At 39.2% G+C, this 26,100-nt stretch carries 17 protein-coding genes; 8 read left to right on the top strand and 9 right to left on the bottom strand.

The window, feature by feature from the left end; all coding sequences use genetic code 11:
- Positions 1-61: 61 nt before the first annotated feature.
- Positions 62-1,066 carry a LacI family DNA-binding transcriptional regulator gene (locus B5D82_RS14420; protein ID WP_081152488.1) on the bottom strand — a complete coding sequence of 335 codons (1,005 nt, stop codon included), beginning with the start codon at positions 1,064-1,066 and terminating at the stop codon, positions 62-64.
- 157 nt (positions 1,067-1,223) lie between these two features.
- Between B5D82_RS14420 and B5D82_RS14415 the strand changes: the two genes are divergently transcribed.
- The 5 genes from B5D82_RS14415 (at position 1,224) to B5D82_RS14395 (ending at position 7,200) form a co-directional block, all read left to right on the top strand.
- Positions 1,224-2,282 (top strand): UDP-glucose--hexose-1-phosphate uridylyltransferase, encoded by a 1,059-nt coding sequence (locus B5D82_RS14415; RefSeq protein WP_081152486.1) that lies wholly within the window; start codon positions 1,224-1,226, stop codon positions 2,280-2,282.
- A complete protein-coding gene (gene galK / locus B5D82_RS14410; RefSeq protein WP_081152485.1) occupies positions 2,267-3,430 on the top strand; it encodes a galactokinase in 1,164 nt (387 codons plus the stop codon). The genes B5D82_RS14415 and galK overlap by 16 nt, the downstream gene beginning before the upstream one ends.
- Before the next feature lie 50 nt (positions 3,431-3,480).
- Positions 3,481-5,043, top strand: coding sequence for a sodium/sugar symporter (locus tag B5D82_RS14405; RefSeq protein WP_081152483.1), 1,563 nt, complete (start codon positions 3,481-3,483; stop codon positions 5,041-5,043).
- A gap of 150 nt (positions 5,044-5,193) precedes the next feature.
- A complete protein-coding gene (gene galE / locus B5D82_RS14400; protein WP_081152482.1) occupies positions 5,194-6,216 on the top strand; it encodes a UDP-glucose 4-epimerase GalE in 1,023 nt (340 codons plus the stop codon).
- 3 nt (positions 6,217-6,219) lie between these two features.
- Entirely contained in the window at positions 6,220-7,200 is a 981-nt protein-coding gene (locus tag B5D82_RS14395) for an aldose epimerase family protein (protein WP_081152480.1), read from the top strand.
- A gap of 77 nt (positions 7,201-7,277) precedes the next feature.
- Here the strand turns inward: B5D82_RS14395 and B5D82_RS14390 are convergent, their stop codons facing one another.
- The gene (locus B5D82_RS14390; RefSeq protein WP_081152479.1) at positions 7,278-8,558 is read right to left on the bottom strand and encodes an NAD(P)/FAD-dependent oxidoreductase; all 1,281 of its coding nucleotides are present in this window, start codon (positions 8,556-8,558) and stop codon (positions 7,278-7,280) included.
- A gap of 220 nt (positions 8,559-8,778) precedes the next feature.
- A complete protein-coding gene (locus B5D82_RS14385; RefSeq protein WP_081152477.1) occupies positions 8,779-9,504 on the bottom strand; it encodes a FadR/GntR family transcriptional regulator in 726 nt (241 codons plus the stop codon).
- Positions 9,505-9,689: 185 nt separating this feature from the next.
- Here B5D82_RS14385 and lacZ point away from each other — a divergent pair, with 185 nt between their 5' ends.
- The 3 genes from lacZ (at position 9,690) to amaB (ending at position 16,868) form a co-directional block, all read left to right on the top strand.
- Complete coding sequence (gene lacZ, locus B5D82_RS14380; RefSeq protein WP_081152476.1) at positions 9,690-12,890, top strand: beta-galactosidase, LacZ type; 3,201 nt, start codon at positions 9,690-9,692, stop codon at positions 12,888-12,890.
- A 33-nt stretch (positions 12,891-12,923) separates the two neighbouring features.
- Positions 12,924-15,269, top strand: coding sequence for an aminotransferase class III-fold pyridoxal phosphate-dependent enzyme (locus B5D82_RS14375; protein ID WP_081152474.1), 2,346 nt, complete (start codon positions 12,924-12,926; stop codon positions 15,267-15,269).
- A 66-nt stretch (positions 15,270-15,335) separates the two neighbouring features.
- Positions 15,336-16,868 carry an L-piperidine-6-carboxylate dehydrogenase gene (gene amaB / locus B5D82_RS14370; RefSeq protein ID WP_081152473.1) on the top strand — a complete coding sequence of 511 codons (1,533 nt, stop codon included), beginning with the start codon at positions 15,336-15,338 and terminating at the stop codon, positions 16,866-16,868.
- 194 nt (positions 16,869-17,062) lie between these two features.
- On the opposite strand, the gene B5D82_RS14365 is transcribed toward amaB, so the two are convergent.
- The 6 genes from B5D82_RS14365 to B5D82_RS14340 all read right to left on the bottom strand — a co-directional run bounded on the left by B5D82_RS14365 (position 17,063) and on the right by B5D82_RS14340 (position 26,000).
- On the bottom strand, positions 17,063-17,791 hold the full coding sequence (locus B5D82_RS14365; RefSeq protein ID WP_081152471.1) for a SapC family protein: 729 nt from the start codon (positions 17,789-17,791) through the stop codon (positions 17,063-17,065).
- A gap of 24 nt (positions 17,792-17,815) precedes the next feature.
- Entirely contained in the window at positions 17,816-19,372 is a 1,557-nt protein-coding gene (locus B5D82_RS14360) for a tryptophan halogenase family protein (protein WP_081152470.1), read from the bottom strand.
- 12 nt (positions 19,373-19,384) lie between these two features.
- The gene (gene nhaC, locus B5D82_RS14355; RefSeq protein ID WP_081152468.1) at positions 19,385-20,869 is read right to left on the bottom strand and encodes a Na+/H+ antiporter NhaC; all 1,485 of its coding nucleotides are present in this window, start codon (positions 20,867-20,869) and stop codon (positions 19,385-19,387) included.
- 87 nt (positions 20,870-20,956) lie between these two features.
- Positions 20,957-22,108, bottom strand: a complete 1,152-nt coding sequence (locus B5D82_RS14350) for a saccharopine dehydrogenase C-terminal domain-containing protein (protein ID WP_081152467.1) — start codon at positions 22,106-22,108, stop codon at positions 20,957-20,959.
- Positions 22,109-22,123: 15 nt separating this feature from the next.
- On the bottom strand, positions 22,124-23,191 hold the full coding sequence (locus tag B5D82_RS14345; RefSeq protein ID WP_081154528.1) for a saccharopine dehydrogenase: 1,068 nt from the start codon (positions 23,189-23,191) through the stop codon (positions 22,124-22,126).
- A 100-nt stretch (positions 23,192-23,291) separates the two neighbouring features.
- Entirely contained in the window at positions 23,292-26,000 is a 2,709-nt protein-coding gene (locus B5D82_RS14340) for a TonB-dependent receptor (protein ID WP_081152465.1), read from the bottom strand.
- Positions 26,001-26,100 lie beyond the last annotated feature (100 nt).

The raw sequence follows: 26,100 nt of genomic DNA, 5'->3' as shown, positions 1-26,100 counted from the left end.
ATTAAGCGAGTAAAGCAGACTAAATCACATGCTTTATTATAAACAATAGGATCTCCAATACTTATGACTTTTCGCTGGTAGATTCACGTTTAACTATGTGTGGAATATACTTATAACCCCCATTGTTTAACTTTTCATGTTCTATGGGTTTATTCAGTGAAAGTAAGGCCGCTTGTTGGGCCATTTCCTCAACAGGATAATGCAGCGTAGTTAATTTTGGGCGTGAGTAACGGGAGATTAGCACATCATCAAAACCGATGACTGAAACAGCTTGCGGCACTTTATAGCCATTATCTTCTAAGGTTGAAATTGCGCCAATTGCCATCGCATCGTTGTAAACGAAAATAGCTGAAAATTTATGACCAGAGGCTAGTAGTCGCTGTGTTGCTACCTCCCCCCCTTGTTGATTGGGCTCTCCATATTCAATATGTTCTGCATTAATTTCGATACCTGCACGACGGTACTCTTGAGAGAAACCTTTGAGTCTTAATGTCGGATCTTCAATCTGATATTTGCTACTAATACACGCTACTTCTTTATGCCCAAGCGACATTAAGTGTCGAGCGGCAATTTTTCCACCTTCTTCATTATCTAGCCAAACACATTTATCTTTTATATTTTCTATTAGGCGGTCGATTAAGATTAATCCAGGCATTTTTTCACATAAAGCAATCAATTCAGCATCTGGTAATTTTTTACTATGTAAAACAATTGCCTGACAACGCCTTTCAATAAGGAGGTTAATCGCTGCTCGCTCTGACTCCGCACTTTGTTGCGCGGTACTAAGCAGTAATTGCATATTGTTAACTCGGGCAATTTTATCCACGCCACTTGCTAATGACGCAAAGAATGGATCAGTTAATTCAGGTACCACGACACCAATGGTAGTAGATTTTTGAGTGACTAATGCGCGAGCATTGGCATTAGGCGTATAACCTAGCTCTTTCATGACAAGCGATACTTTTTCGCGGGTTTTACTGCCCACTTTAGGACCATTATTGACGACCCTAGAAACGGTAGCAATAGACACTCCAGCAATGCGAGCAACATCTTTAATAGTAGACATAATGTAAACGTTTATTAATTTTAAATCGATACTACACCCTTTATTTAAATATGTTAAGACCCTTTAAATAAAATTAAAATTAACTATTGAACTAAAAAATGAAAACGTTTACCCTTTTTGTATTGTAATTTAATTGAAACAAAAATTGAGGTTTTTTATGGATTCCACTTTTGATCCAACAGAGCATCCCCACCGTAGGTTCAATCCACTGATTGAGGAATGGGTGCTAGTTTCTCCCCACCGTGCTAAAAGACCTTGGCAGGGTCAAGTAGAGACGGTGGATGAAGATGTAAGACCTCAATATGATGAAAGCTGCTTTTTATGTCCGGGTAATACCCGCATAAACGGTGAGGTTAACGACCATTATGCTAATACATTTGTCTTTGCTAATGATTTTGCTGCATTAAAAACTGATACACCGCAAGCAGTGACTAACGATCCACTTTTTAAAATGGCAACAGAGCAAGGTGAAAGTCGGGTTATTTGTTTTTCTCCCGATCATAGTAAAACCCTGCCACAATTGAGTGTTACTGAAATTACTGAAGTGGTCGCTACTTGGCAGCGTCAGTGTCAAGAGTTAGGTAAATTATATCAATGGGTTCAAGTCTTTGAAAATAAAGGCGCTATGATGGGTTGCTCAAACCCACACCCCCATGGCCAGATATGGTCGCAGCAGCAACTACCAACCTTAGTAAATAAAAAGCAAAACGCTTTATCAAGCTATTATCATAAATATAACAGCAACTTATTACTCGATTATGCTCAACGCGAAGCTGATCTTGGCGAACGTGTTGTCGTAAAAAATGATGATTGGTTAGTGGTTGTACCCTATTGGGCGGGTTGGCCTTTTGAGACCTTATTATTGCCACGTTTTGCGATTACGCGCATGACAGATTTAACCGCTGAGCAACAACGTTCTTTAGCCGATGCCATTAAACAAATCACCATCAGATACGATAATTTATTTAATTGTTCATTCCCATACTCTATGGGTTGGCATGGTGCGCCTTATGATGGAGAAACTCACCCAGAATGGACGCTACATGCTAGTTTCTTTCCACCATTATTGCGTTCTGCGACGGTACGAAAATTTATGGTCGGTTATGAAATGATGGCAGAATCACAACGTGATTTAACCGCAGAACAAGCCGCTCAAAGGTTACGTGATGTGCCTAATATACATTATAAGGATTCTGCTTCATGTCAAAAAAAGTAATATCAAGACAAGCAATGATCAGCGAGCACTTTATTCAGCATTATCATTATGCGCCAGCGCAGGTTTTTCATGCTCCTGGGCGAGTTAATTTAATTGGCGAACATACCGATTATAATGATGGTTTTGTATTACCTGCGGCAATTAATTTTGGCACAGATATCGCGGCTACACTACGCTCAGATAGAACGATTAACGTGCTGGCAATTGATTGTAACGGCGAAACAAATAGCTTTAATTTAGACAATATTGAGTTTAGCACCGAACAAATGTGGGTTAATTACATCCGTGGCACACTAAAGGTATTACAAAGTGCTTTTCCTGATATGCGTGGTGCCGATCTTGTCGTTTCGGGCAATGTTCCACAAGGCACAGGGCTTAGCTCATCAGCAAGCTTCGAAATTGCTATTTTAAAAACATTTTCCAGCTTAAATAATATTCCACTCGATGGAGTAAAAGCAGCATTAATGGGGCAAAAAGCTGAAAACGAATTTGTCGGTTGCAACTGCGGCATTATGGATCAGCTTATTTCTGCACTAGGTAAAGCCGGCCATGCCATGTTACTTGATTGTCGAAGTTTAACCTTTGAACATGCCATTATTCCCGAAGGTATGTCGTTGGTTATTGTTAACTCAAACGTTAAGCGTGGTTTAGTTGATAGCGAATATAATACTCGTCGTGAGCAATGTGAAGCAGCAGCAAAACACTTTAATAAACCGGCTTTACGCGATGTTACGCTGACCGAGTTAACGCAGGAAAAAGCTAATTTAACACCGGTTATTTATCAGCGTGCTAAGCATATCATTACTGAAAACACCCGAACAACACAGGCGCTAAAAGCATTAAATGCTAATGATATGGTGACCATGAGTCAGTTAATGACGCAATCTCACCTTTCAATGAAGAATGATTTTGAAATAACTACCGCAGAGTTAGACTTTTTGGTTGACATTATTGATACGACTTTAGGTCAGCGCGGCGGTGTTAGAATGACCGGTGGTGGCTTTGGCGGTTGTATTATTGCCTTAACCCCCGACGATTTAGTTGCACAGGTGCGAGCAACAATACAGGCTCAATATCAAGCAAAAACAGGATTGCAAGCTGACGTTTATGTTTGTATCGCCGCTGAAGGTGCTTTTAGTAACGACTAAAACTACTATTAACGTTAAATAAATATAATAAATAAAATAAGGTTTAAGGTATGAAATTAGAAATACTCGATATCAGCATCTTTATTGCGTATGTCATGGGTTTATTGGTCTTAGCACTGTGGATTTCACGCGAAGAAAAAGGCGCAAGTAAAAGCACCGAAGATTACTTTCTCGCCAGTAAAGCCCTACCTTGGTGGGCGATAGGTGCGTCATTAATTGCCGCTAATATTTCAGCAGAACAAATTATTGGCATGTCTGGCTCAGGTTATGCTATAGGCTTAGCCATTGCGTCTTATGAGTGGATGGCCGCAATTACCTTGATTATAGTGGGTAAATACATGCTACCTATTTTCTTGAAAAATGAAATTTTTACCATGCCGCAATATTTAGAGCAACGTTTCGATAGTAAGGTAAAAACAACCTTAGCACTCTTCTGGTTGGCGGTTTATATCTTTGTTAATTTAACCGCTGTACTTTGGTTAGGTGGTTTGGCTATTGAAACTGTAGCGGGTGTTGACTGGATGTACGGGATGATTTTCTTAGCGATATTTTCCGTTGCCTATTCATTATACGGCGGTTTAAAAGCGGTTGCGTACACTGATATTTTACAGGTGGTTTTGTTAGTTTTTGGTGGTTTACTTTTAAGTTACTTAGCGTTGGATGCAGTTTCAGAAGGCAAAGGTGTTTTGGCAGGGTTTGGTATTTTAACTGAGCAATTACCTAATCACTTTGACATGATTTTAAGCCCAGATAGCGAACATTATATGAGCTTACCAGGCTTATCTGTATTGATTGGTGGCTTGTGGATCATGAATCTAAGCTATTGGGGCTTTAATCAATATATTATTCAACGTGCGTTAGCGGCAAAAGATATTAATGAAGCACAAAAAGGTATTGCCTTTGCTGCTTATCTTAAATTGTTGATGCCGTTCATCGTTGTTTTACCAGGTATAGCCGCGGTTGTTTTATATCCCCAATTAAGTGCTGCTGATCAAGCGTATCCGTCAATGATGGACTTAATGCCTACCGGTATTAAAGGCCTTGTTTTTGCCGCTTTAGTTGCCGCTATCGTGTCATCTCTAGCTTCAATGACCAACAGCATTTCCACCATTTTCACTATGGATATTTACAGCAAGTTAAAGCCGGGGAAATCTCAACGTCATTATGTTGGCGTGGGTCGTTTAGCGACATTAACGTCACTCGTTATTGCTTTAGTCGTTGCAGAGCCCTTGCTAGGACAATTCGACCAAGCGTTTCAATATATTCAAGAATTCACCGGCTTCTTTACTCCAGGTATTGTCGTGATATTCATGATGGGTATGTTCTGGTCGAAAGCTAGTTCAGCCGGCGCATTAGCGGCCGCCATTGGCTCAGCGATTTTCTCTATCTTGTTAAAAGTTTACTGGGTTGCATTACCTTTTATGGACAGAGTCGGTTTGGTGTTTTTATTATGTTTAATCGTATGTGTCATTGTTTCCCTCGCTAAACCCGACCAAGGAAAAAATAGCAGCGTAAAATTAGATGATATTAACTTTGAAACCTCAAGTAACTTTAATATTGCTGCACTCGGTGTGGTTATCATTTTAATCGCAGTATATGCAACTTGGTGGTAACGGTAAATTATTTATTGAGCATAAGAAAGGCCTATTCGTAGGCCTTTTACGCAAATAATTGCCAGTATTTAGCTATAAGGTTTCAGCTTTCAGTTATATGTAGATAGTTATAAATAGGTCGTTATAAATGAATAATATTAAGGTTTTACAATGAAAGTTTTAGTTACTGGTGGTGCGGGTTACATTGGCTCTCACACAGTATTAAGTTTACTTGATAATAATGTTCAAGTAGTGGTGTTTGATAATTTAGTCAATTCAAGTATTGAGTCCTTAAAGCGTGTTGAACAACTTACCGGTAAAACCGTAGAATTTGTTGCGGGAGATATTCGTGATACGGCGGTCCTTGATCGCGTTTTTCAACAACATAAAATTTCGTCCGTGATTCATTTTGCCGCCTTAAAAGCGGTAGGTGAGTCGAGTGAAATACCGCTTCAATATTATCAAAACAATGTTTACGGCGCAGTGAATTTGCTCGAAGTAATGGCGAAATATCAGGTGCATGATTTTATCTTTAGCTCTTCAGCAACGGTTTATGGTGAAGATAATGACGTACCTTATGTAGAAACCATGAAACTTGGCAGCCCATCAAGCCCTTATGGCGCAAGCAAAGTGATGGTTGAGCGCATTATGGCAGACTATGCGCTTGCCGATGTTAAGTTTCGAGGTGTTTCCCTGCGGTACTTTAACCCTGTTGGAGCACATGAAAGTGGCGAAATAGGTGAAGACCCTACCGGTATCCCAAATAATTTATTACCTTATTTAGCCCAAGTTGCCGTAGGTAAGCGAGAAAAGCTCAATATCTTTGGTGATGACTACCCCACTAAAGACGGCAGCTGTGAACGTGACTATTTACATGTTATGGATTTAGCCGAAGGACATGTTTGCGCATTAAATTGGCTACATGCTAACGCTCACTTTACAGGGGTAGAAGCCTTTAATTTAGGTACAGGTTGCGGCACGTCTGTTTTTGCAATTGTTAAGGCCTTTGAACAAGCTACCTTAAAAAATATCGCTTTTGATGTAGCCCCGAGAAGACTTGGTGATTTACCGGCTTTTTGGGCAAACGCTAGTAAAGCCAATACCGAATTACATTGGCATGCAAAGCGAGATTTAGCACAAATGATGCGTGATACCTGGCATTGGCAGTCGAAAAACCCCGATGGATATAAATAAATCATGACTCAGATTGAAAGTGTTATTTTATCTAATAACAAGGGTATGAGCGTAACATTATGCAATTTAGGCGCGCGGGTATCGTCGATAAAACTTAATATCGACGGCAGCGCAACTGAAATGATCGTTGGCCATGCAAAGGTTGATGATTATAAGCATGATAGCTTTTATCTTGGGGCCACGTGCGGACGAGTATGCAATCGAATCAGCAACGCTAAGTTTACCTTGAATGGCAGCAGCTATAATTTAAGTCAAAATGATGGTGATAACTGTCTACATGGCGGTAGTGATAATTTTGCCAATCGGCTGTGGACAATAGACAAAAATACCCAAGATAAACAGCATGTGACCTTATCATTAGAGTCATGCGATGGCGATCAAGGCTTTCCAGGTAACTTGCAGATTAACGTTGAGTTTGAATTAACTGAAGAAAATCAATTAATCATTCAATACCGCGGCGTAACGGATGCCCCTACGCCAGTTAATATCACCAATCATAGCTATTTCAATTTAGGTGAAACAAGCTGCGAAGCTTTATTATTAACCATAAACGCATCAAACTATTTACAATCAAGCGCATCGAATACGCCAACCGGTAAAATATTATCGGTGCTTAATAGTAATTTTGATTTTAGAAATGAAAGCTGTATCGGCGAAAAACAACAAAAACAAAGAGCTAAAGCAATAAATAGTTTTCAAGGCTTTGATCACTGTATGGTGCTTGATAAACCATCATTACAGCAAGCCTGTGCGGTATTAACCTCAAAGTCGAAAAAGGTAACGATGAGCCTTTTTACCGATCAACCTGCCCTTCAGCTCTACACAGGCTCCTATTTAAGTAATGAGTTTAAAGCCTATCAAGGGGTTTGTCTTGAAGCACAAGGCTTTCCTGATGCAGTTAACGTCGATCATTTTCCTTCGACTATTTTAAGCTCGGGTGAAAGCTACCACAAAACAATTATTTATCAGTTTGCGCTACTTTAGTTTATGTTTATGCCGTTATAGTTCAAGCATATGGCAGTAAAGCGCTGTAGTGATATTAGCCAAGAGAACTATTAACGTTAAAAGATGCTTTTACCACCATGGTAAAGCGTTGCGCCAAGCTCATAAAAAGCCCCTTTCAACTGGCTAAAATTTTCTGTATAAGCGCTAACAGGTTCAACAGGAAGATAAGAGCAATCACCGGAAATTAAGTAGTCTGCGGCTGATTGCCCAAAGACGGTTCCTGGACCTATTCCTCTGCCACTATAGCCAAAAACACTTATCGCATTTGGGCCAAACTCAGTAATATGAGGTAAATGATCGTTTGAATACGCGATACGGCCTTGCCAAGCATGTTCAAAGCCTATGTCATTTATAAAAGGAAAAAGGGTTTTTAGCCTATGTTGAGCCCAGTTATAGTGAATGGCACCTGATGGTAGATTAAGTGAACCTACCGAGCCAATGATCAACCTGCCCGCTTGATCGCACCGAACAGAAGACATTATCACCGCCGTATCCCAACACCCCTGACGTTCTGGCAAAATTTTGTTCAAAAAGTCACTAGGAAGAGGCTTAGTAGCCGTTTGAAAGTAATTGACCGCGGTATAACTCGGTGCAGGAGAGCTGTGCAAACCTTGATGATAAGCATTTGTGGCGATAACAATAGCATCTGACTTAATGTTATATTCTGCTGTTGATATATGCCAAGATTGTGCTTTGCGCTCTATTGCCGTAACGGGTGTTTCTTGATGAATTGATACGCCTGCGGCTATAGCGGCATGAGCAAGCCCCCGTATATAAGCAAGTGGTTGAATAGTGCCTGCGTCAGGAAGATGTAACGCGCCGTGATAAACGGATGACCCTATTTTGTCGGCTGTTTCTGCTTTAGACAATAAATCTACTTTTGTGCCTCTAGAGCGATATTGTCGTAATCTATTTTGTAAGTTTTCAAGGCCGGCTTTGGAGTGCGCACAATGTAATGTGCCCGTTTGAGTTAATTCACATGCAATATTGTATTGATTAATATTAGCAAAAACTAATTCAGGTCCACGTGAAAGTAATTGATTAAGCTTTTTACCCGCTGTTGGTCCCATTACAGACTCAACTTTTTCTGGCTCCATCCAAAGTCCAGCATTGACCAAGCCAACATTACGCCCTGAGCCACCATACCCTATTGACTCTGCTTCTAACAAAAGAACTTTGTAGCCTTTTTCTGCCATTCTTAATGCACAAGAAACGCCAGTGAAGCCGCCGCCTATTATGACAGCATCGACAGACTTATCTTTATTGAGATGATTAGTTTTCAGTGTACTTTTTGATGTTTGTTGCCAAAGGTTACTTTTAACTAGTTCAAGCGCCATTCTGCCCCCTTTTGTATTTAAATCACTCTAAGAACAAATTAAATACAAGCTCAAAATTGGCTAATCTCAACCGCTGAAATAGCTAAAATACAAGCAAAGCTAATGTGTAAAAAACCGTGATTAGTATCAACTAAAACAGTTTAAGTCATTACTCAACTGACTGAAAAATATAATCAATTAGCTCACTTTAAAAGTCAGTGTTTTTAGCTAATATAATCCGTTACGTTAACGGTGATTTATTTTCATACTCATGAATTTGAACGTCAACCAGTGCTAGCGTAGCTTTTTGAGTAATAAGTGCTGCTTTTGATGCCGCTTCAGGGTCTTTGTTTTTAATGTATTCATAGATTTCAACGTGTGCTTCATATTCTTCTTGTGTTACCGCAATCATTCTATTGGTAAAACGAATGTTGACTTTTAAAGCGGTAGTAATGAAGTTGATTAATTGAATGAAGAATGGATTATTGCTCGCAGTTAACACACTCTGGTGATAGGCAATATCAGCTTCATGAGTGTCGTCTTTACCATTAGTGGCATCTTTCATCCTGACCAACGCGCTTTCTATGGCTTTAAGATCAGATTCTTGAGCATATTGTGCCGCTAAATACGCCGCTTTAGTTTCTATCGCTAACCGTAATTGCAGGAAGTGTCTGAGCAGGTATAAATCAGGCTTACCCACTAAAATCCAGTTCAATACATCAGCATCAAACAAATTCCAGTGCTTAGATTCGGCGACTCTTATGCCTTGTCTTGGCCTTGAGCTAATCAGCCCTTTCGCTGTTAGCATTTTTACCGCTTCTCGTGTTGCTGTTCGGCTGATATTAAATTCAATACATAAATCAGCTTCAGAAGGCAAACTATCGCCAACTTTATAGCTGCCTTGCATAATTTTTTTGCCCAAAGCATGCACTAACTGTTGGGTCAAATTTAGATGTGAAGATTCCATTAAATGGTTCTATTTTATACTAATAATATTTGTATGATAAATGAGAGTTTGTAAATACACTAGCTTTTTGCAATATAAATTAATATCTCTTTGTAGATTTAAAATACTGCAATTTCATAAAACACTTGCTCTTCTTTTTTTTAATTGTATTATAAATACTATTGTTTAGTTATTTAAGATTTATAATGAAATTAAAATTATTAGTTCAAGTTGCTGTAAGCTCTTTATTAGCAACCTCTATCAACGCCTTTGCAGACACTCGAGAACCTTGGGAAAACCATGAAGTATTCTCGATAAACAAAGAAGCCCCGCATGCTACGCTTTTTCCTTACCAATCAATTTATGAATCTTTAAGTAATGTAAAAGAGCAAAGCAATAATTTTCTTTTATTGAATGGTTTGTGGAAATTTAATTGGCAGCGCTCACCGGTAAATAAACCTGTTGATTTTGAAAAAATTAATTATAACGACGATAAGTGGTCACATATTCCAGTTCCTGGCAATTGGGAAACTGAAGGTTTTGGCTACCCAATCTATCTAGACGAACGCTTTCCTTTTGCCACTACCTGGCCTGATGCTCCAAAAGATTACAATCCTATAGGGTCATACCGTAAACCTTTCACCTTGCCCAGTTCATGGAAAAACAAACAAGTATTTCTGCATGTCGGTGCTGCAAAGTCGTCATTAGATGTATGGCTTAATGGTGAAAAAGTTGGTTTTAGCCAAGGTTCTAAAACGCCAGCTGAATTTGATATAACCTCTTATATAAAAGCAGATGAAAACTTACTTGCCTTTCAAATTCGTCGCTGGACTGATGCGAGTTATTTAGAAAGCCAAGACATGTTAAGAATTTCAGGTATCGAACGTGACGTTTATTTATATGCAACGCCAAAACAGCATGTTTTTGATTTTCATGCCAAGCCAACACTTAATAGTGACTTTACAAAAGGCACACTTAGTCTTGATATCGACCTGAAAAACTTTAATGACAAACGCTCAAAGCAACGCATTGAGGTGCAGTTATTAGATCCTCGCAACAATATGACCGTCATTGCTTCACAACAACAAAAGTTTACCCTTGATGGTAACAGCTTAAAAACAATTTCTATCAGTGAGGGGATTAAAAATCCAGCACTGTGGTCAGCTGAAACACCTAACTTATATACCCTACTCATTAATTTGAAAGATCGTCGAGGTAATGTCATTGAATCAATTCGTAGTGATATCGGCTTTAGACATTTAGCCGTCGTCAATAGTCAGTTAACTATTAATGGTAAAGCGATTACTATTCGAGGCGTAGATCGCCATGAAACAGATCCCCAGCATGGTCATGTGGTGACGAGAGCATCAATGGAAAAAGATATTAAATTAATGAAGCAATTTAATATCAATGCCGTGCGCTCAAGCCATTATCCTAACGACACTTATTGGTATGATTTAACGGACAAATACGGTTTATATGTAATTGATGAAGCAAACATTGAGTCACATCCATTAGCAATCAATGAAAAAACACAGCTTGGCAATGAAATGAGTTGGTTACCGGCTCATTTAGATCGCACGCAACGTATGTTCGAACGAGATAAAAACCACCCTTCTATCATCATTTGGTCGTTAGGCAATGAAGCTGGCAAAGGTAAAGTTTTCGAAGCGACATACCAATGGTTAAAAGACCAAGACGATAGTCGTTTAGTACAATATGAACCGGCAGAAGAAGAACATTACACTGATGTATTTGCCCCTATGTACCCTTCTATTGAGCGTTTAGTTGAATACGCAAAATCAAAGCCAAAACGTCCGGCAATTATGATTGAGTATGCTCACGCCATGGGAAATTCTGTGGGTAATTTAAAAGACTATTGGCAGGCCATTGAAAAATATGACGTACTACAAGGTGGTTTTATTTGGGACTGGGTTGATCAGTCATTAGAATATACCAATGAAAATGGTGTTAAATATTGGGCTTATGGTAAAGACTTCCACCCAAGCATACCCAGTGATGGAAACTTCTTAAATAATGGTTTAATGAATCCAAATCGTGAACCTCATCCGCACGCATTTGAAGTTAAAAAAGTTTATCAAGCAATTCGCTTTGACGAATTAGACGGTAAAAACGGCCAGTTCAGTGTTGAAAATCGTTATGATTTTATCGATATAAATCAATATGATTTACATTGGTTAATAGAAGCTGACGGTGAAGTATTTGCAAAAGGCTCTCAAGCATTACCTTCGGTTAAACCCAGTCAAAAAAGTACCATTAACCTTGCTGTGCCTAGTTTGCCCACACAGGATAACAAAGAGTACTTTATCACCCTAAGTGCAGTATTACGCGCACCTCAAGGTTTATTAGATGCTGGCCATGAATTAGCTTTTGAGCAATTTCAATTACCGGTTAAGTTAATCGCCCAACAGCTTAAAGCAAACGAAAATAAAATATCTAAAGTTCAAGACAGCGCTAAATTACTGAGTTTTGACAATGGCAAAACAACAATAACTTTTGATAAAACTACCGGATGGCTAAGCAACTATACTCACCAAGGCCAAGCGTTAATTAAATCGCCAATGAAAGCAAACTTTTGGCGTGCTCCAACCGACAATGATTTAGGTAATGGTATGCAAAAATGGGCGGCTATTTGGCAATCAGCCGCTGATAAATTGCAACTAAAAAAAATATCACACGCAGCAACAACTGACGGATACCAAGTCACTACACAATATAAAAACACAGACTTTGCTGGTCAATATAACGTTGTTTATCATATAAAAAATAACGGACAAGTACATGTGAGCAATCAGTTAACTATTGCTGAAGGTCAAACATTGCCGAATTTACCAAGATTAGGCATGCAATTAGCAATGCCTGGCGATTATCAGCAATTATCTTGGTTTGGCCGCGGACCACATGAGAACTATGCAGATCGCAATACGTCGGCAAAAATTTCGCTCTATAAAAGTGCGGTTAAAGATCAAATACATCATTATATTCGTCCACAAGAAAATGCCAATAAAACCGATGTTCGTTGGATAGCATTAAAAAGTGTACAAGGCACGGGGTTACTTGCGGTAGGCGACCAGCCTCTTAATGCAAGCGCTTGGCCATACAAACAAAGTGACATTGACTTTATTGCCGGAAAAGATGGTTCAGAGTCTGCTTCAGGCTTAGTTCCAGTCACAACAAAACGTGGTGCAGAAGTACCTATGCGTAATTTAGTGACGGTAAATATTGACCATAAACAAATGGGTGTGGGAGGAGATACTTCTTGGGGACGATTAGTTCACCCTGAATATACGATACCTGCAAAAAGCTACCAATATGGCTTCACGTTAGTACCTTTTAGCCAACAAGAAGCTAATGTAGCAGTGCTGGCACGTTCACTTATTAAATAAATTATTTACATCATTAATGCTTAGAGGCAAATTATGACAGCACAGATAACTCCTTCATTTTCTGATGATGAATTAGTCGATATATTAGCAGAACATTACAATTTAGCCGGAACTTTGAAAAAACTACCTGGTTATTGTGATCAAAACTTACGATTAACTACGACAGATAATGTGCATTACATTGTAAAAGTTGCTAATTCTGCAGAGCCGAGACTCGAGCTTGAAATGCAAAATGCAGCAATGGCACATTTAACACTGAAGAAATGTGCTGTTCCTCATGCCTTGGTAAATAAAAATGCACAAACGATAACGACCATTAAGAATTCGCAACAGCAAGCTTTTTGTTTAAGAGTGTTAACTTATTTACCGGGCGACTTTTATGTTGACGCAAACTCATTAAGCCACAACCCAGAATTATGGTCTGATCTTGGTCAATTCATGGGCAATATAGATCTCGCATTAGCTGATTTTGAACATCCGGGGGCGTATCGCTATCTAGACTGGGATTTAGCGCAAGGTTATCGTGTTTGCATGAGTAAAAAGTCTTTGCTAAATAGCCAACAAACTAGCTTAGTTGAGCACTTTTTAACGCTGTATCAGACACAAACCCTGCCTTTACTTGGACAACTGCCGCAAGGGGTTATTCATAATGATGCCAATGATTACAATTTACTGATTAACAACGTTAACGCGCCAACAAAAATATTAGGCTTGATTGATTTTGGCGATATGGTTCATAGCCATATTATCAATGAACTGGCGATTACTTGCGCCTATGCCCTTATGGGGAAAAAGGCAGATAAGCAGGACTTATTAAGCGTATTAAAAGCAATGGTGGCAAGTTATCATCAAGCTCGCCCGTTAAGCGATGCTGAATTAGAAGTCTTATATTCTTTAATCACGTTACGTTTATGCACTTCAGTGTGTAATGCCGCATTGGCAATATCCCAACAACCAGATAATGAATATTTATTAGTCTCAGTTAAACCCGCTTGGCAACTACTTGAACAATTAAAAGTATTAAACCCATACGCTGTTTTATGTCAATTACGACAAGCATGCACTATGTCAGTTGATAGTGGCCAAGCAAAAGATAATATTATTAATTATCGTAAAAAACATTTAGGTAAAACCTTAAGTTTAAGCTATGAAACACCATTGAAAATGGTACGTGGCCAAGGTGCTTACTTATTTGATGAGCAAGGCACGCCTTACTTAGACATGGTAAATAATGTCTGCCATGTTGGGCATTGTCACCCTAAAGTTGTTGCGGCAGGTCAACAACAATTAGCAAAATTAAATACCAACACCCGTTATTTGCATGACAATATTGTCAATTATGCCGAGAAGCTTTTAGCAACAATGCCTGAACAGCTATCTGTGTGTATGTTAGTAAATTCGGGCAGCGAAGCCAACGAACTGGCCTTTCGTCTTGCGCGTTGTCACACAAAATCAAAAGAGCTTATTGTTGTTGATGGTGCCTATCATGGCAACACTAATGCCTGTATTGAAGCTAGCCCATATAAGTTTAATGGTCCTGGCGGTGAAGGAGCACAACCGCATGTACATACCGTGACCTTGCCAGACCCTTATCGCGGAGAATTCTTAGGCGATAACCCAGATACCGCCATTGCTTATGCTGATAGTGTGCAAAAAACCATTGTGCAATTACAGCAGTCAGGAAAAAAAGTAGGCGCCTTTATTTGTGAATCTTTACAAGGTGTTGCTGGGCAAATAATTATGCCTGCTGGCTATTTACCTGCTGTTTATTCACATGTAAGAGACGCAGGTGGGGTTTGTATCGCCGATGAAGTGCAAGTTGGTTTTGGCCGTGTGGGTTCACATATGTGGGCATTTGAAACACAAAATGTCGTGCCTGACATTGTCACGCTAGGAAAACCGATTGGTAATGGCCATCCAATGGCTGCGGTTATTACCACCCAAGCCATTGCCGATAGTTTTGTCACCGGAATGGAATATTTTAATACCTTCGGTGGAAATCCGGTCTCGTGCGCGATTGGTATGGCGGTGCTCGATGTTATTGAAGATGAAAACCTTATAGCGCATGCGAAAAAAACCGGCAATTATTTACAAGACAAGTTACGTAAACTGCAGGATAAATACCACTTAATTGGCGATGTTCGTGGTTTAGGCTTATTTATTGGTGTCGAGTTAGTCGAAGATAGAAACACTAAATCCCCTGCGACTGAACAAACGTCATGGTTAGTCGAGTTTTTCAAACAACATCAAATATTGCTCAGTACCGAAGGCCGTTTTTATAACATTTTAAAAATAAAGCCACCGATGGCATTTAATATCAATGATGCAGATAAATTTATTCACGTGCTTGAATTGGGATTAAAAGCGCTAAGCCAGTAATAGCGCTTTGCTCAACAACAAATCAATTATTAAACATTTATCACAAATAAAATTAATAGGGTTATTATGAATTTTTTAAAAACACTCAACATTAACGCAATAAATTATGGCGCTTCTACCGGTACTGCATGGCTTAAGACCGAAGATAATGGTCAATTTGATATTTCTACGCCTGCAGACGGCTCTCAAATAGCCAGTGTTTATAAATGCTCAAATGACGACTATGAAAAAGTAATTTCAACCGCTAGTGAAGCTTTTAAATCATGGCGTACCGTCCCTGCACCATTACGTGGTGACATTGTTCGTCAAATAGGTAATAAATTACGTGATTCAAAACAACCCTTAGGTGAGTTAGTTGCTTATGAAATGGGCAAATCTCTACAAGAAGGTTTAGGTGAAGTTCAAGAGATGATCGATATTTGTGATTTTGCTGTCGGCCTTTCACGCCAACTCGATGGCTCAACATTACACTCTGAACGACCATTACATCGCATGTATGATCAGTATCACCCTTTAGGTATTGTTGGTGTAATTTCAGCGTTTAACTTTCCGGTTGCTGTATGGGCTTGGAATGCCATGATATCGGCAATATGTGGCAATGTTACCGTATGGAAACCTTCTGAGAAAACACCACTTACCGCTATTGCTTGTCAAAATATTTTAAAAGATGTACTTATCGAAAATGATTTGCCTGAAGGTATTTTTTCATTAGTTATTGGTGATGGTAATGTGCTTGGTGAAGGCATGCTGCATGATAAACGCATTCCGCTAATGTCGGTAACCGGATCAACAGCGGTAGGTCGCCATGCTGGTGTCAGTGTGGCTGCGCGCTTTGGCAAGTCTATTTTAGAGTTAGGTGGTAACAATGCCACTATTTTAACGGCGCAAGCCGATTTAAAAATAGCCATACCTGGTATTGTTTTTGGTGCTGTTGGAACGGCTGGCCAACGCTGTACCACAACGCGCCGAGTGATCGTGCATGAAAGCATCTACACACAGGTTAAAGATATATTAGTAAAAGCCTACAGCGGTTTAAAAATTGGTAATCCGTTAGATGAAAACAACCATGTTGGGCCATTAATAGATCATCAAGCCGTCGCCATGTTTAGCCAAGCACTTGAGAAAGTTCAAGCTGAAGGCGGTCACTTACTTTGCGGTGGTGATGTGTTATCTGGCCCGGGTTTTGAATCTGGCTGTTATGTAAAACCAGCGATTGTAGAAGCTGAAAATAGCTTTGACATGGTACAAAACGAAACCTTTGCCCCCATTGTCTATTTAATAAAATATGCTGGTGACGTACACGATGCTATCGCAATCCAAAACGATGTAGTACAAGGTTTATCTTCAGCAATATTTACCGATAACTTACGTGAAGCCGAAAATTTTCTTTCTCACTGGGGATCAGATTGCGGTATTGCGAATGTAAACATTGGTACATCAGGCGCAGAAATTGGTGGTGCTTTTGGTGGTGAAAAAGAAACCGGTGGTGGACGTGAGTCTGGCTCAGATGCATGGAAAGCCTATATGCGCCGTCAAACAAACACTATAAATTATTCAACAGAGTTACCGCTAGCTCAAGGCATAAAGTTCGATATCTAAGACTATTGTTGTTCGTTAGGTATATCCTAAGACTTCCTTTGGCCACCTAATACGTGGCCTTTTTTTATAAAAACAATTGAATGTTAGAACTTAAATATGGTGTTATAGCAAGTTGATTTATTATCTGCTTTATTTTAATGATTAAACTAAAGCTTTAGTTTTTTATTCATTTTTCTCATAAAAAAGTAGATCACTTAATTAGTCAAATTAGTATTGTTTTTCAAATTAATTAAGGCTTTCATATGGCCCATAGATGAGAGCATACTTGTTATTATTTCAACATAGCCCTTTCGTTCAAATTCACCTTGTACTGCTTTAGGTAGTTTTTTCAACATCTGTTTATTTAAAGTATAAAGGCCCGTAAGATTATTTTCTTGGCCATTGTTGTACTTAATCTCTAACGATAACGGCTCTATTAAATCATATTGGCTTAACGCCTCAACAAAGGCACAATTTAAGATAAAGCCTTGAGTTAAATTAGATAAATGAGATGCCTGCTGTTGCAGGTATGGCGTTGCTGCGAGCTCATCAGTAAATAAACGTTCGCCATGTTTTATTTGTACACGAGGATCATTTAAATCAATGGCTAAACAGGGTTTATGATGTCCACTGCCCTCTTGTTCTTCATCATTAATGAGATAAAATGGTTGGCTAATAATTTTCAAAGGAATGTAACAGTTTGTCCATAAGCCATTAACTTGATAAAGGTTTTCATCGACATTTAAGCCAAATAACGCAACGCATTGCAATTGCCCCGTATCGCTGTCTTTAGCGAAAAATATTGGAAAATATTGTGCGGCTTTTACGATTTCTGCCATAACAATATGAGACAGATGTACTTGTTTGCCGTGATAAGACTCGTCTTGGCAATCAACCCTTAAGTCTTTATGTATTAAACTGGAAACTCGTGCTAATTTCATCATTTTTTATTCTCTACTTCCAAGATGTTATATTTTACTAAAGCCATACTGGTTAATTTTTGAAATTAGTTCTCTATTGGTCGGTAAAGCCGTAGTGTATTTTTCGATTTTATTTTCATTGGCAGCAAATAGCCGTTGAGCTAACTGCTCATGCTTTTCATTTGTTTTGCATACCGGCGTTGTAAAATCAAAAGCCATACCGTATAAAACATACTGGTAACTGGCGGCAGAAAACACTTCTCTTTTATGACTAAAATCATACTCTGAGGGGGCACGATAGCGCCATAAACTCAGCAGTTCTTGCAAACTTTCAGGAATAGTATCTTTGTCGCGATTATCGCGCCAAAATGCGCTATCTTCGCGTTTGCTGGCGACATAATGCAGTTTCAGAAAATCAATAATTCGATCCCAATTGTAACTAAAACGTTCATTGAAGCGTTTTGCGACAATATCCATTGTTGCTCTATTAGCGGGTAATTGTTCACTGATTGCTGTTGCTGCTAACTCAATCATCACTAAAGCAGATGCTTCTAAGGGCTCTAAAAATCCAGCAGACAAACCGACCGCAACACAATTATTTACCCAAAAAGTTTCTCTAACCCCTGGATTGATATCAATCTTTCTAAAAGTCAGCGTATCACTTTTATCACCTATAGACTGACGTAAATATGCCCTTAAGGCTTTTTCCGCAGCTTCTTGGTTAGTATGACGGCTGGAATAAACATGACCCACACCTCGGCGAGAAGGTAAGCCTATATCCCATATCCAGCCAGAGTCTTGAGCGGTTGATATGGTATGAGACGCAATGTCATCTTTACCCTCTTCATAAGGTATCTGTACCGCTAATGCCGTATCAATAAATAAAATGTCTTTCTTACTAATAAAAGGTACTTGGTAATGCTGACCTATCAGTAATGACTTAAAGCCTGTGCAGTCAACAAATAAATCACCCTCAATATTGCCATGCTCTTTCGTGGTAACCGCTAAGATATCATTGTTTTCTGTATTAATAATATCTTCAACATGATCTGAAATATAATTAACACCTAAGGTAGATATACAATGTTGCTTGAGGAAATTGGCAAACTTTCCAGCGTCTAAATGATAGGCGTAATTTGCTACTGCTGCATATTCAGGAGAGGTAATTAATTTTGGTGCTAAACCTTTTTCACATAATTGCTCTTGAAAGCATACCGCGTCAGAAAAAGATTTATCTTTATAATTTTTTTGCCAGTAATTGAACAAGTCTAAGTCGAAATACCCTTCTGGCAATACTAAAGGATGATAATAAAAGTCATCTTCTTCACCTGTTACCCATTTTGAAAATTTCGCTCCTTGCTTGAAACTTACGTCACATTGGCGCATAAAGTCTGTTTCAGAAATACCCATTTTTTTTAGCGTTGTTCTCATCGTAGGCCATGTACCTTCACCCACACCGATAATATTAACATCAGGTGATTCGATTAAGGTTACTTGAATACCTTGCGGTGATTGGCTGTTATGCATGGCAGCAATCGTACCCGCGGTTATCCAACCGGCACTGCCACCACCAACAATAACGACGTGTTTTAATGATTTTGTCATAAGTTACTCAACTTAATTTGCTGTTATTTCTAAAACATTTGCTGGCTTTGGCTTGCTTTTAACCAATAGCTTTTTCACTTTAAAGCCAGCGAATGCACAAATAATTCCAATAATAGGTGATAACCAATTGAAAAAACAATAAACCGCATATTCTAATGGACTGACTAATAAAACCGACTGCATATAAGCGCCACACGTATTCCAAGGCACTAGGGCTGAAGTCACCGAGCCGCCATCTTCTAGTGCTCGAGAGAGATTTTCAGGGGCTAAACCCTGTTCCGTATAAGTGTCTTTATACATGCGTCCGGTCATGACAATTGAGATGTATTGATCAGCTGAAATACAGTTGATGCTAAATGCCGTTACTATCGTGGTGGAAATCAAGCCGCCTGCTTTTAACGTTGCACTGACTAAACTTTCGACGACCCGTTTTAATAAGCCGACTTTCTCCATAATGGAACCAAATACCATCGCTGAAATAATCAGCCAAATGGTATTGAGCATAGAAGCCATACCTCCACCACTGAGCAAACGGTCTATCGAGGCGTTACCACTATTAAGTTCAACGCCAGCAAACATTACCTGCCAAACCACCATGATGTTAGCCTCAAGCACCGAAAGTCCTTCGTTAGCATAAGCAAGTATCAGGTTCTGTTGAAATAATATCGCCCACAAAGCGCCGACTAATGCACCAATGCCAATAGCAGGAAATGCGGGCATTTTTTTCATCGCTAGAAATAGCGTGACCAATAATGGCAGTAATAAATACCACGCAATATGAAATTCATGCGTTAAGTTAGCTAACAATTCATTCACCTGACGATTATCAAATTGCGCGGAGCTGTTTAAACCAAGAAAGAAAAAAATGACTAAGGCAATGACGAAGCTTGGTATAGTGCTCCAAAGCATATTTTTTATATGTAAAAAAAGCTCAGTGCCCGATACTGCTGCCGCCAAGTTTGTGGTGTCAGATAAAGGCGATAATTTATCACCAAAATAAGCACCACTGATAATAGCACCAGCCGTAATAGGCGCAGAAGCCCCCAAACCACTGGCAACGCCCATTAAAGCGACACCAATAGTTGCCGCTACAGTCCAGCTACTACCAATACATAAAGCCACTAGTGCGCATAAAAGTGTGCAACTAACATAAAAATACTGTGGATTAATAAACTGCAAACCAAAATAAATCATGGTGGGTACAGTGCCCGCTAATAACCAAGTACCAATGAGTGATCCAACTGCTAATAATATTAATATTGCCCCTAGTGTTATGCTAATACCTTTAATTATGCCTTCTTCTATTTCACGGCGCTTATAACCATTTTTCAAGCCAATTAAACAGGCTAATCCAGAACATAAAATCAAAGCAATTTGATTCGGGCCAGAAGATGAATCATCGCCGAAAAAATACACAGCTAGAGCAAGCAGCAAGAGTAATATTGCGATAGGGAAAAGTGCATCTAATAGTGAAGGTTGTTTATTATTATTTTTCATTGGTACCTCGATGATTTTGTCTATCCACTTTTTATAATAGCTAATAAAGTAAACCCCATTAAATAAAAAGCTTAATGGGGTTTTTTATTAGACTAAGTGGTTTTTAAAAGTGATTTTTTCACCCGCATCACCAAGTGACTTTAACCATAAATTAATTTGTTCTGCTTGGTCTGGTGCGGCCGTCACTCCCTGAGAAATTTCGTTATTGAGTACAGATTCAATGGCAAGACATACCGGTAATGAAACTAATCGAGCCATTGCTTGTCCTCGCTCATCTCCTTTACTATCTAGATGATAGCTTTGATGCCATATAACGTCATCGGCTGAACGAATTTCTAGCTCAACACACATCACCACTCTGTCAGCTTCACCTTCTGCATAACCATACTTAGTTTCAAGCTCTTCGCTCAAGTCTTGTAAGCGCTGCTCGCCTTTATCACCAGATAATTGGGCAATCTCATCAAACAAAGGCTGCCAAGCAGTTGACCAGCCATCAAGACGAAGGGTCCCTCGTACAAATTGTTGAACATCCCAATCTTCACCAAAGTGATATTGTTTCAAAAAGGGTAAAGAGTCTCGATTCGGATAAGCTTGGAATACTTCATTGCCATTGTTCAACTGCGCTTCATATCGACTGAGTGCCTCCCAAGGTGCATTTGATGTTTTGACTTGTCCATATTCTTGCCATTGCGCTTTAGAGCGTAATGCTTTTAGTACACCTAAAGGCGACCAACTGAATTTGTATTTAAAGTCGTTAGCGACTTTTGGAAAGCCACCACAGTAAGAACGAAAAAAGTGTTGATTTTTAGCCGCATAAACAGCACTTTTTCGATATTTATCAACTAATAAATGTGCCAGTAAGTGGTCAATACCTGGGTCAAGGCCCACTTCATTTACGAAACAAACTCCGGCACTTTTTGCTTGGCTGTCTAGTGCCTGCATTTCAGGTGCAATATAACTGCTTGAGACAAAATGTGCTTTATGCTTTAAACAGAGCTCTGCTATCTCAACATGCTTAGTGGCAGGTAGCATTGAAACAATAACATCACCTGCTTTAACGGTATCAGATAAAACATTCCAATCTAATTGACGGATATCAATTTCACTATTTAACAAGGTTTTTTTAGCTTTTTCTAAACTGCGATTCCAGACAATAAGTGGCGTGGTTTTATTAGCTAAGGCTTTAATACCTGGCGCTGATGAAAGACCAGCTCCAAGCCAATGAATAGTATTTTTCATAATATTTATTACTTCTTATATTGCTTTTGATTTTTCATTAAAAAGTGCAAGCGCTTTTGGCCACACCCCCTGAGATTTATCTGTTAAGGTCAGTAAATGAGTCAATAACTGCTGACAATAGTCTTCACTACTTTCTTTTGGTAATAATGATGGTAGATGGTCAATCGCGATCAAATCTAATCTGTTTTTCTCTCTAATCGTTAAACAAGGCGTTTGAAATGTTGTACATTGCTGGTAAATAGGTAAAGGGTTATAACTACCATAGGGATCACAACTAACATCGACAATAACCGATAGTTTTCTGTGCTCACAGTCAAGTAACTCATCAGTAATAAAAGGCGGTAAGTCGCGATTAATTAATACACAATTAACGAAGATGTCGTGCTGATTAATTTCTGCAAAAGGCCCGCCTTTTTGTGTTTCTGCTAAATCCCATTCCACAACATCAAGCGAAAGCGCTTTGGCCAAATCCACTGCACCACTGCCACTGCGGCCTTTTGCCCCGATAACTAAAATTTTAGGTTTGTTTTCACAGCGCGCCAGTGTTTGCGCTAATTCAGTCAATAAGTGTTGCTGATCTGTGTAAGAACAAATATCAATTAAAGCGGGTGAGATGTCTTGTTGCTGATTAGCCCAAGCCAATACAGCTAATGCTGCGCCAGAAAAACCAGCCCAATAGCCAAAAGCGGCCACGCGCCTTTGCTTTTCATCAACTAAATACTCTAAATCAAATAATTGGCCTCCTCCGGCTTTGAAGCGCGCGAGTAGGGTTTTCCAGCCTGATTGTTCTTTATAAGCATGGGCGAAATAGATGTGTTGATGAATAAGCGGAAAAGTATCTTCAGGTAATTCTTTCAGACCCAAAATGATAGCGTCTTTAGGCGCATTAACCCAACTACCTGCTGTCGCAAACTCTACTTCACACGCTTGATATAAGTTTTGTTGAAAAATACTTTGTGACGAGGACTCTATTGTTACTTTAAAGCCAGCATCGATAAGTAACTTTGCGCCTTCGGGTGTTAACGCTGTTCTTTTTTCATCTGGTTTTGTTTCAGCTCGAAGCCAAATATGTACTTTACTCATAGTATTTAATTCAATCATTAGTTAGATAAATAAGTCGTTAATGCGACTCTCGTAGCATTAACGCCTGAAGTGTTTGGCAAATCCGTTTGCCATGTTTCAACTAGAAAGAACCACGCACTCCAATCGAATATCGAGGTCCGGTTTCAATGGTATACAAGGCATGATTGCTATATAAGCCGCGTTTTTTAGTTATTTCATTAGTTACATTGATACCTTCGAAGAATACTGTAAAGGTTTCGTTAATGTCGTAACTACCGCTAACATCCACTTGATAGTAATCTTCAACATAGATAGGAGCCCCGCCTGCCCAATTGGTGGTAACTTGCATGAATTCATCACGGTTGTTATACGCTACACGAAATTGAACGGCATCTTTCTCGTAAAATAATACTAAGTTTTGCGAATCACCTAAACCTGGAAGTGGTAAAGGATTTTCTTCCGTATCCGCACTTGATTCACTATCTACGAAAGTCATGTTAGCCATAATACCTAAGCCATCAAAAGGCGCTGGCAAGTAGCTAAAACTGTGCTGTAGTGCTAACTCCATACCATCAATTTTTGTTGAATTTAAGTTCATTGGGCGACTAACAGTTATATCAAAATCACCATTAGGAACACTGACAGTTTCCGATGAAATCCCTCCATCAACAAAGTTATCAATGTCTTTAGTGTAATAAGAGATGGCCGCATAACTGGTTTCATCAAAATACCACTCTAGGCTTAAGTCAACGTTTGTTGATTCATATGGCTCTAAATGAGGGTTACCACCTGAAGCTGATAAGCTGCCAATTTTCCCTTCACTATATGAAGTAGATGCTGACAATTCACTTAATGTTGGACGTGTGATACTTTTTGAGTAAGCGGTACGAACAAAGATATCTTCAACGACCTCTATATTGGCATTAATACTTGGTAGAAAGTTGTTATAACTACCATCGACACTAATTGGGCGAAGTTCGTCAGATACGATAGGAACATACTTACCAGTGCTATCAGGGCCAGTATAATCAAGTAACTCATTGCCGAAACCCGCTGATTTAGTATCAGTTTCAACATATCGAACACCAGCAACTACTTGCCACGGCATTTCGCCTAATTCACCAGCGAAGTAAGCATCAAGATAAACCGCAGATAGCTTTTCAGACACTTCAAAAGAATTTGAAATAACATTTAAAGCTGTATGTCCTCCATTCGCATCCATCGCGGCTTTAATTTCTGCCGCTGCTTCAGGATCTAGCTGGGTATAACCTGCATCGCTTTCCAAAAATGCCATATATTCATAAGAGTCGAAAATTAACCAATTCGAAACAGGCTTACCCGGCACACCTGATAAAAAGCCATCCGCATTAAAGTCAGTAAATAAACTCGCTGGTAGTTTGACATTATAACCACCCCAACCATTACGAACGGTTCTATCGGTATTCGTAGGCATGGTTGACAATGTTCTATCAGAGTAAGACGCACCAAAATTAATTTTTGCTAAAACGCCCGTATCTAAAACCCATTCGATATCGACACGAGATTCATAAATCTCATCTTCAATGTCATCGCCGAATATACTTGCCCAGTTTGCTCCTAAAATATCTTTGCTCAGATTTTCACTAAAACCTAAAATAGGTGTGGCGCCACCTTGTGTATTATCAAAGGTATAGCTATTAAAAAAACCAGCAACCGTATCAGTCGTGCCGTTCCCGCCATTTGATTCTGCTTTCGAATAACTGGTATCAATGGCAACGTTTACGTCACTATTAACTTGCCAGTCCATATTAACGCCGAATGCTTTAGTGGTCGTAGGACGGTAAGATAATCGGTTTAAGTAATCTGTAGCACTATTGTTACCGGTCGCTAGATTCACCACCGTGCGGTTTTCATCTAATGTCGCATCCACAATATTGCCACTTTCAAACCAATGAGCCAGAATATCTTCGCGGTAACTCACATCATATTCTGAAAACAAAGCGTCGGCAGTAAATAATAAGTCATCACTTTGTTGATATTGCAGCACCAAGCTACCACTCGTGCGTTCGCGTTTTTCTGTTTTTACAATCTGATCATAATTTTGCGGCATGTAAACGTCATTTAGCGTATCGCCACTGTCTAAAGAATTCAGATTTTCAAGTAAATAGCCCCAAGTTTGTGCCGTATCACTTCGGCTTTCTTTATCGCTTAATGAGAGAGAAGCTAGTACACCGAACTTGCCATCATCAAAGGTATTACTAATTAAGCCAGAGAATGTTGGATTATTTTTATCCGCTAATTTATCAAATGTTGATTTTACACTCGCGACGGCTTTGAACTCACCAATATCTAATGGGCGATGCGTTGTAATATTAACCGTTGCACCGATACTGCCATCTTGAAGTTTGGCAGACTGAGTTTTGTGAACTTCAGCGCCATTAATAAGTTCAGACGCAAGCGTATCAAAACTAAATGCTCTACCACCGCTGACTGTAGCCATAGTACGACCATTTACTAGTACAGCATTAAATTCCGGACCTAAACCACGAACACTGATCAGTTGACCTTCACCACCATCTCGATCGATCGCAACGCCAGAAATACGTTGTAATGACTCGGCTACGTTTTGATCAGGAAATTTGCCAATATCTTCTGATGCAATCGCATCAACAATTCCATCGGATGATTTTTTCAAATCCATCGCTTTAATTAAACTACTTTTAATTCCAGTAACGGTAATTGTTTCTACGTCTTTAACTTTATCTTCAGCAGCATTTACTGTGGTCATGACACCCAAATTGAGCATAACAAGCATAGATAAATAATTTAACTTTGGCTTTTTACTGTGCATTTTTCTCTCCAATGGTATTGCTATCTTCAAATAGCACTTCCGTTTGTGTTTTATAGTTTTGTAGTTTTGTAGTTTTGTATGCAATATGCCGATTTTCTAA

This window comes from Cognaticolwellia beringensis (assembly GCF_002076895.1).
In the GTDB taxonomy this organism is placed as follows: domain Bacteria; phylum Pseudomonadota; class Gammaproteobacteria; order Enterobacterales; family Alteromonadaceae; genus Cognaticolwellia; species Cognaticolwellia beringensis.
This window is presented reverse-complemented; position numbering and strand designations above follow the sequence as displayed.

Bases quoted from the DNA above. Each gene is read 5' to 3' on its own strand.
- B5D82_RS14420 (WP_081152488.1), bottom strand. From the start codon at position 1,066: ATGTCTACTATTAAAGATGTTGCTCGCATTGCTGGAGTGTCTATTGCT.
- B5D82_RS14415 (WP_081152486.1), top strand. From the start codon at position 1,224: ATGGATTCCACTTTTGATCCAACAGAGCATCCCCACCGTAGGTTCAAT.
- galK (WP_081152485.1), top strand. From the start codon at position 2,267: ATGTCAAAAAAAGTAATATCAAGACAAGCAATGATCAGCGAGCACTTT.
- B5D82_RS14405 (WP_081152483.1), top strand. From the start codon at position 3,481: ATGAAATTAGAAATACTCGATATCAGCATCTTTATTGCGTATGTCATG.
- galE (WP_081152482.1), top strand. From the start codon at position 5,194: ATGAAAGTTTTAGTTACTGGTGGTGCGGGTTACATTGGCTCTCACACA.
- B5D82_RS14395 (WP_081152480.1), top strand. From the start codon at position 6,220: ATGACTCAGATTGAAAGTGTTATTTTATCTAATAACAAGGGTATGAGC.
- B5D82_RS14390 (WP_081152479.1), bottom strand. From the start codon at position 8,558: ATGGCGCTTGAACTAGTTAAAAGTAACCTTTGGCAACAAACATCAAAA.
- B5D82_RS14385 (WP_081152477.1), bottom strand. From the start codon at position 9,504: ATGGAATCTTCACATCTAAATTTGACCCAACAGTTAGTGCATGCTTTG.
- lacZ (WP_081152476.1), top strand. From the start codon at position 9,690: ATGAAATTAAAATTATTAGTTCAAGTTGCTGTAAGCTCTTTATTAGCA.
- B5D82_RS14375 (WP_081152474.1), top strand. From the start codon at position 12,924: ATGACAGCACAGATAACTCCTTCATTTTCTGATGATGAATTAGTCGAT.
- amaB (WP_081152473.1), top strand. From the start codon at position 15,336: ATGAATTTTTTAAAAACACTCAACATTAACGCAATAAATTATGGCGCT.
- B5D82_RS14365 (WP_081152471.1), bottom strand. From the start codon at position 17,791: ATGATGAAATTAGCACGAGTTTCCAGTTTAATACATAAAGACTTAAGG.
- B5D82_RS14360 (WP_081152470.1), bottom strand. From the start codon at position 19,372: ATGACAAAATCATTAAAACACGTCGTTATTGTTGGTGGTGGCAGTGCC.
- nhaC (WP_081152468.1), bottom strand. From the start codon at position 20,869: ATGAAAAATAATAATAAACAACCTTCACTATTAGATGCACTTTTCCCT.
- B5D82_RS14350 (WP_081152467.1), bottom strand. From the start codon at position 22,108: ATGAAAAATACTATTCATTGGCTTGGAGCTGGTCTTTCATCAGCGCCA.
- B5D82_RS14345 (WP_081154528.1), bottom strand. From the start codon at position 23,191: ATGAGTAAAGTACATATTTGGCTTCGAGCTGAAACAAAACCAGATGAA.
- B5D82_RS14340 (WP_081152465.1), bottom strand. From the start codon at position 26,000: ATGCACAGTAAAAAGCCAAAGTTAAATTATTTATCTATGCTTGTTATG.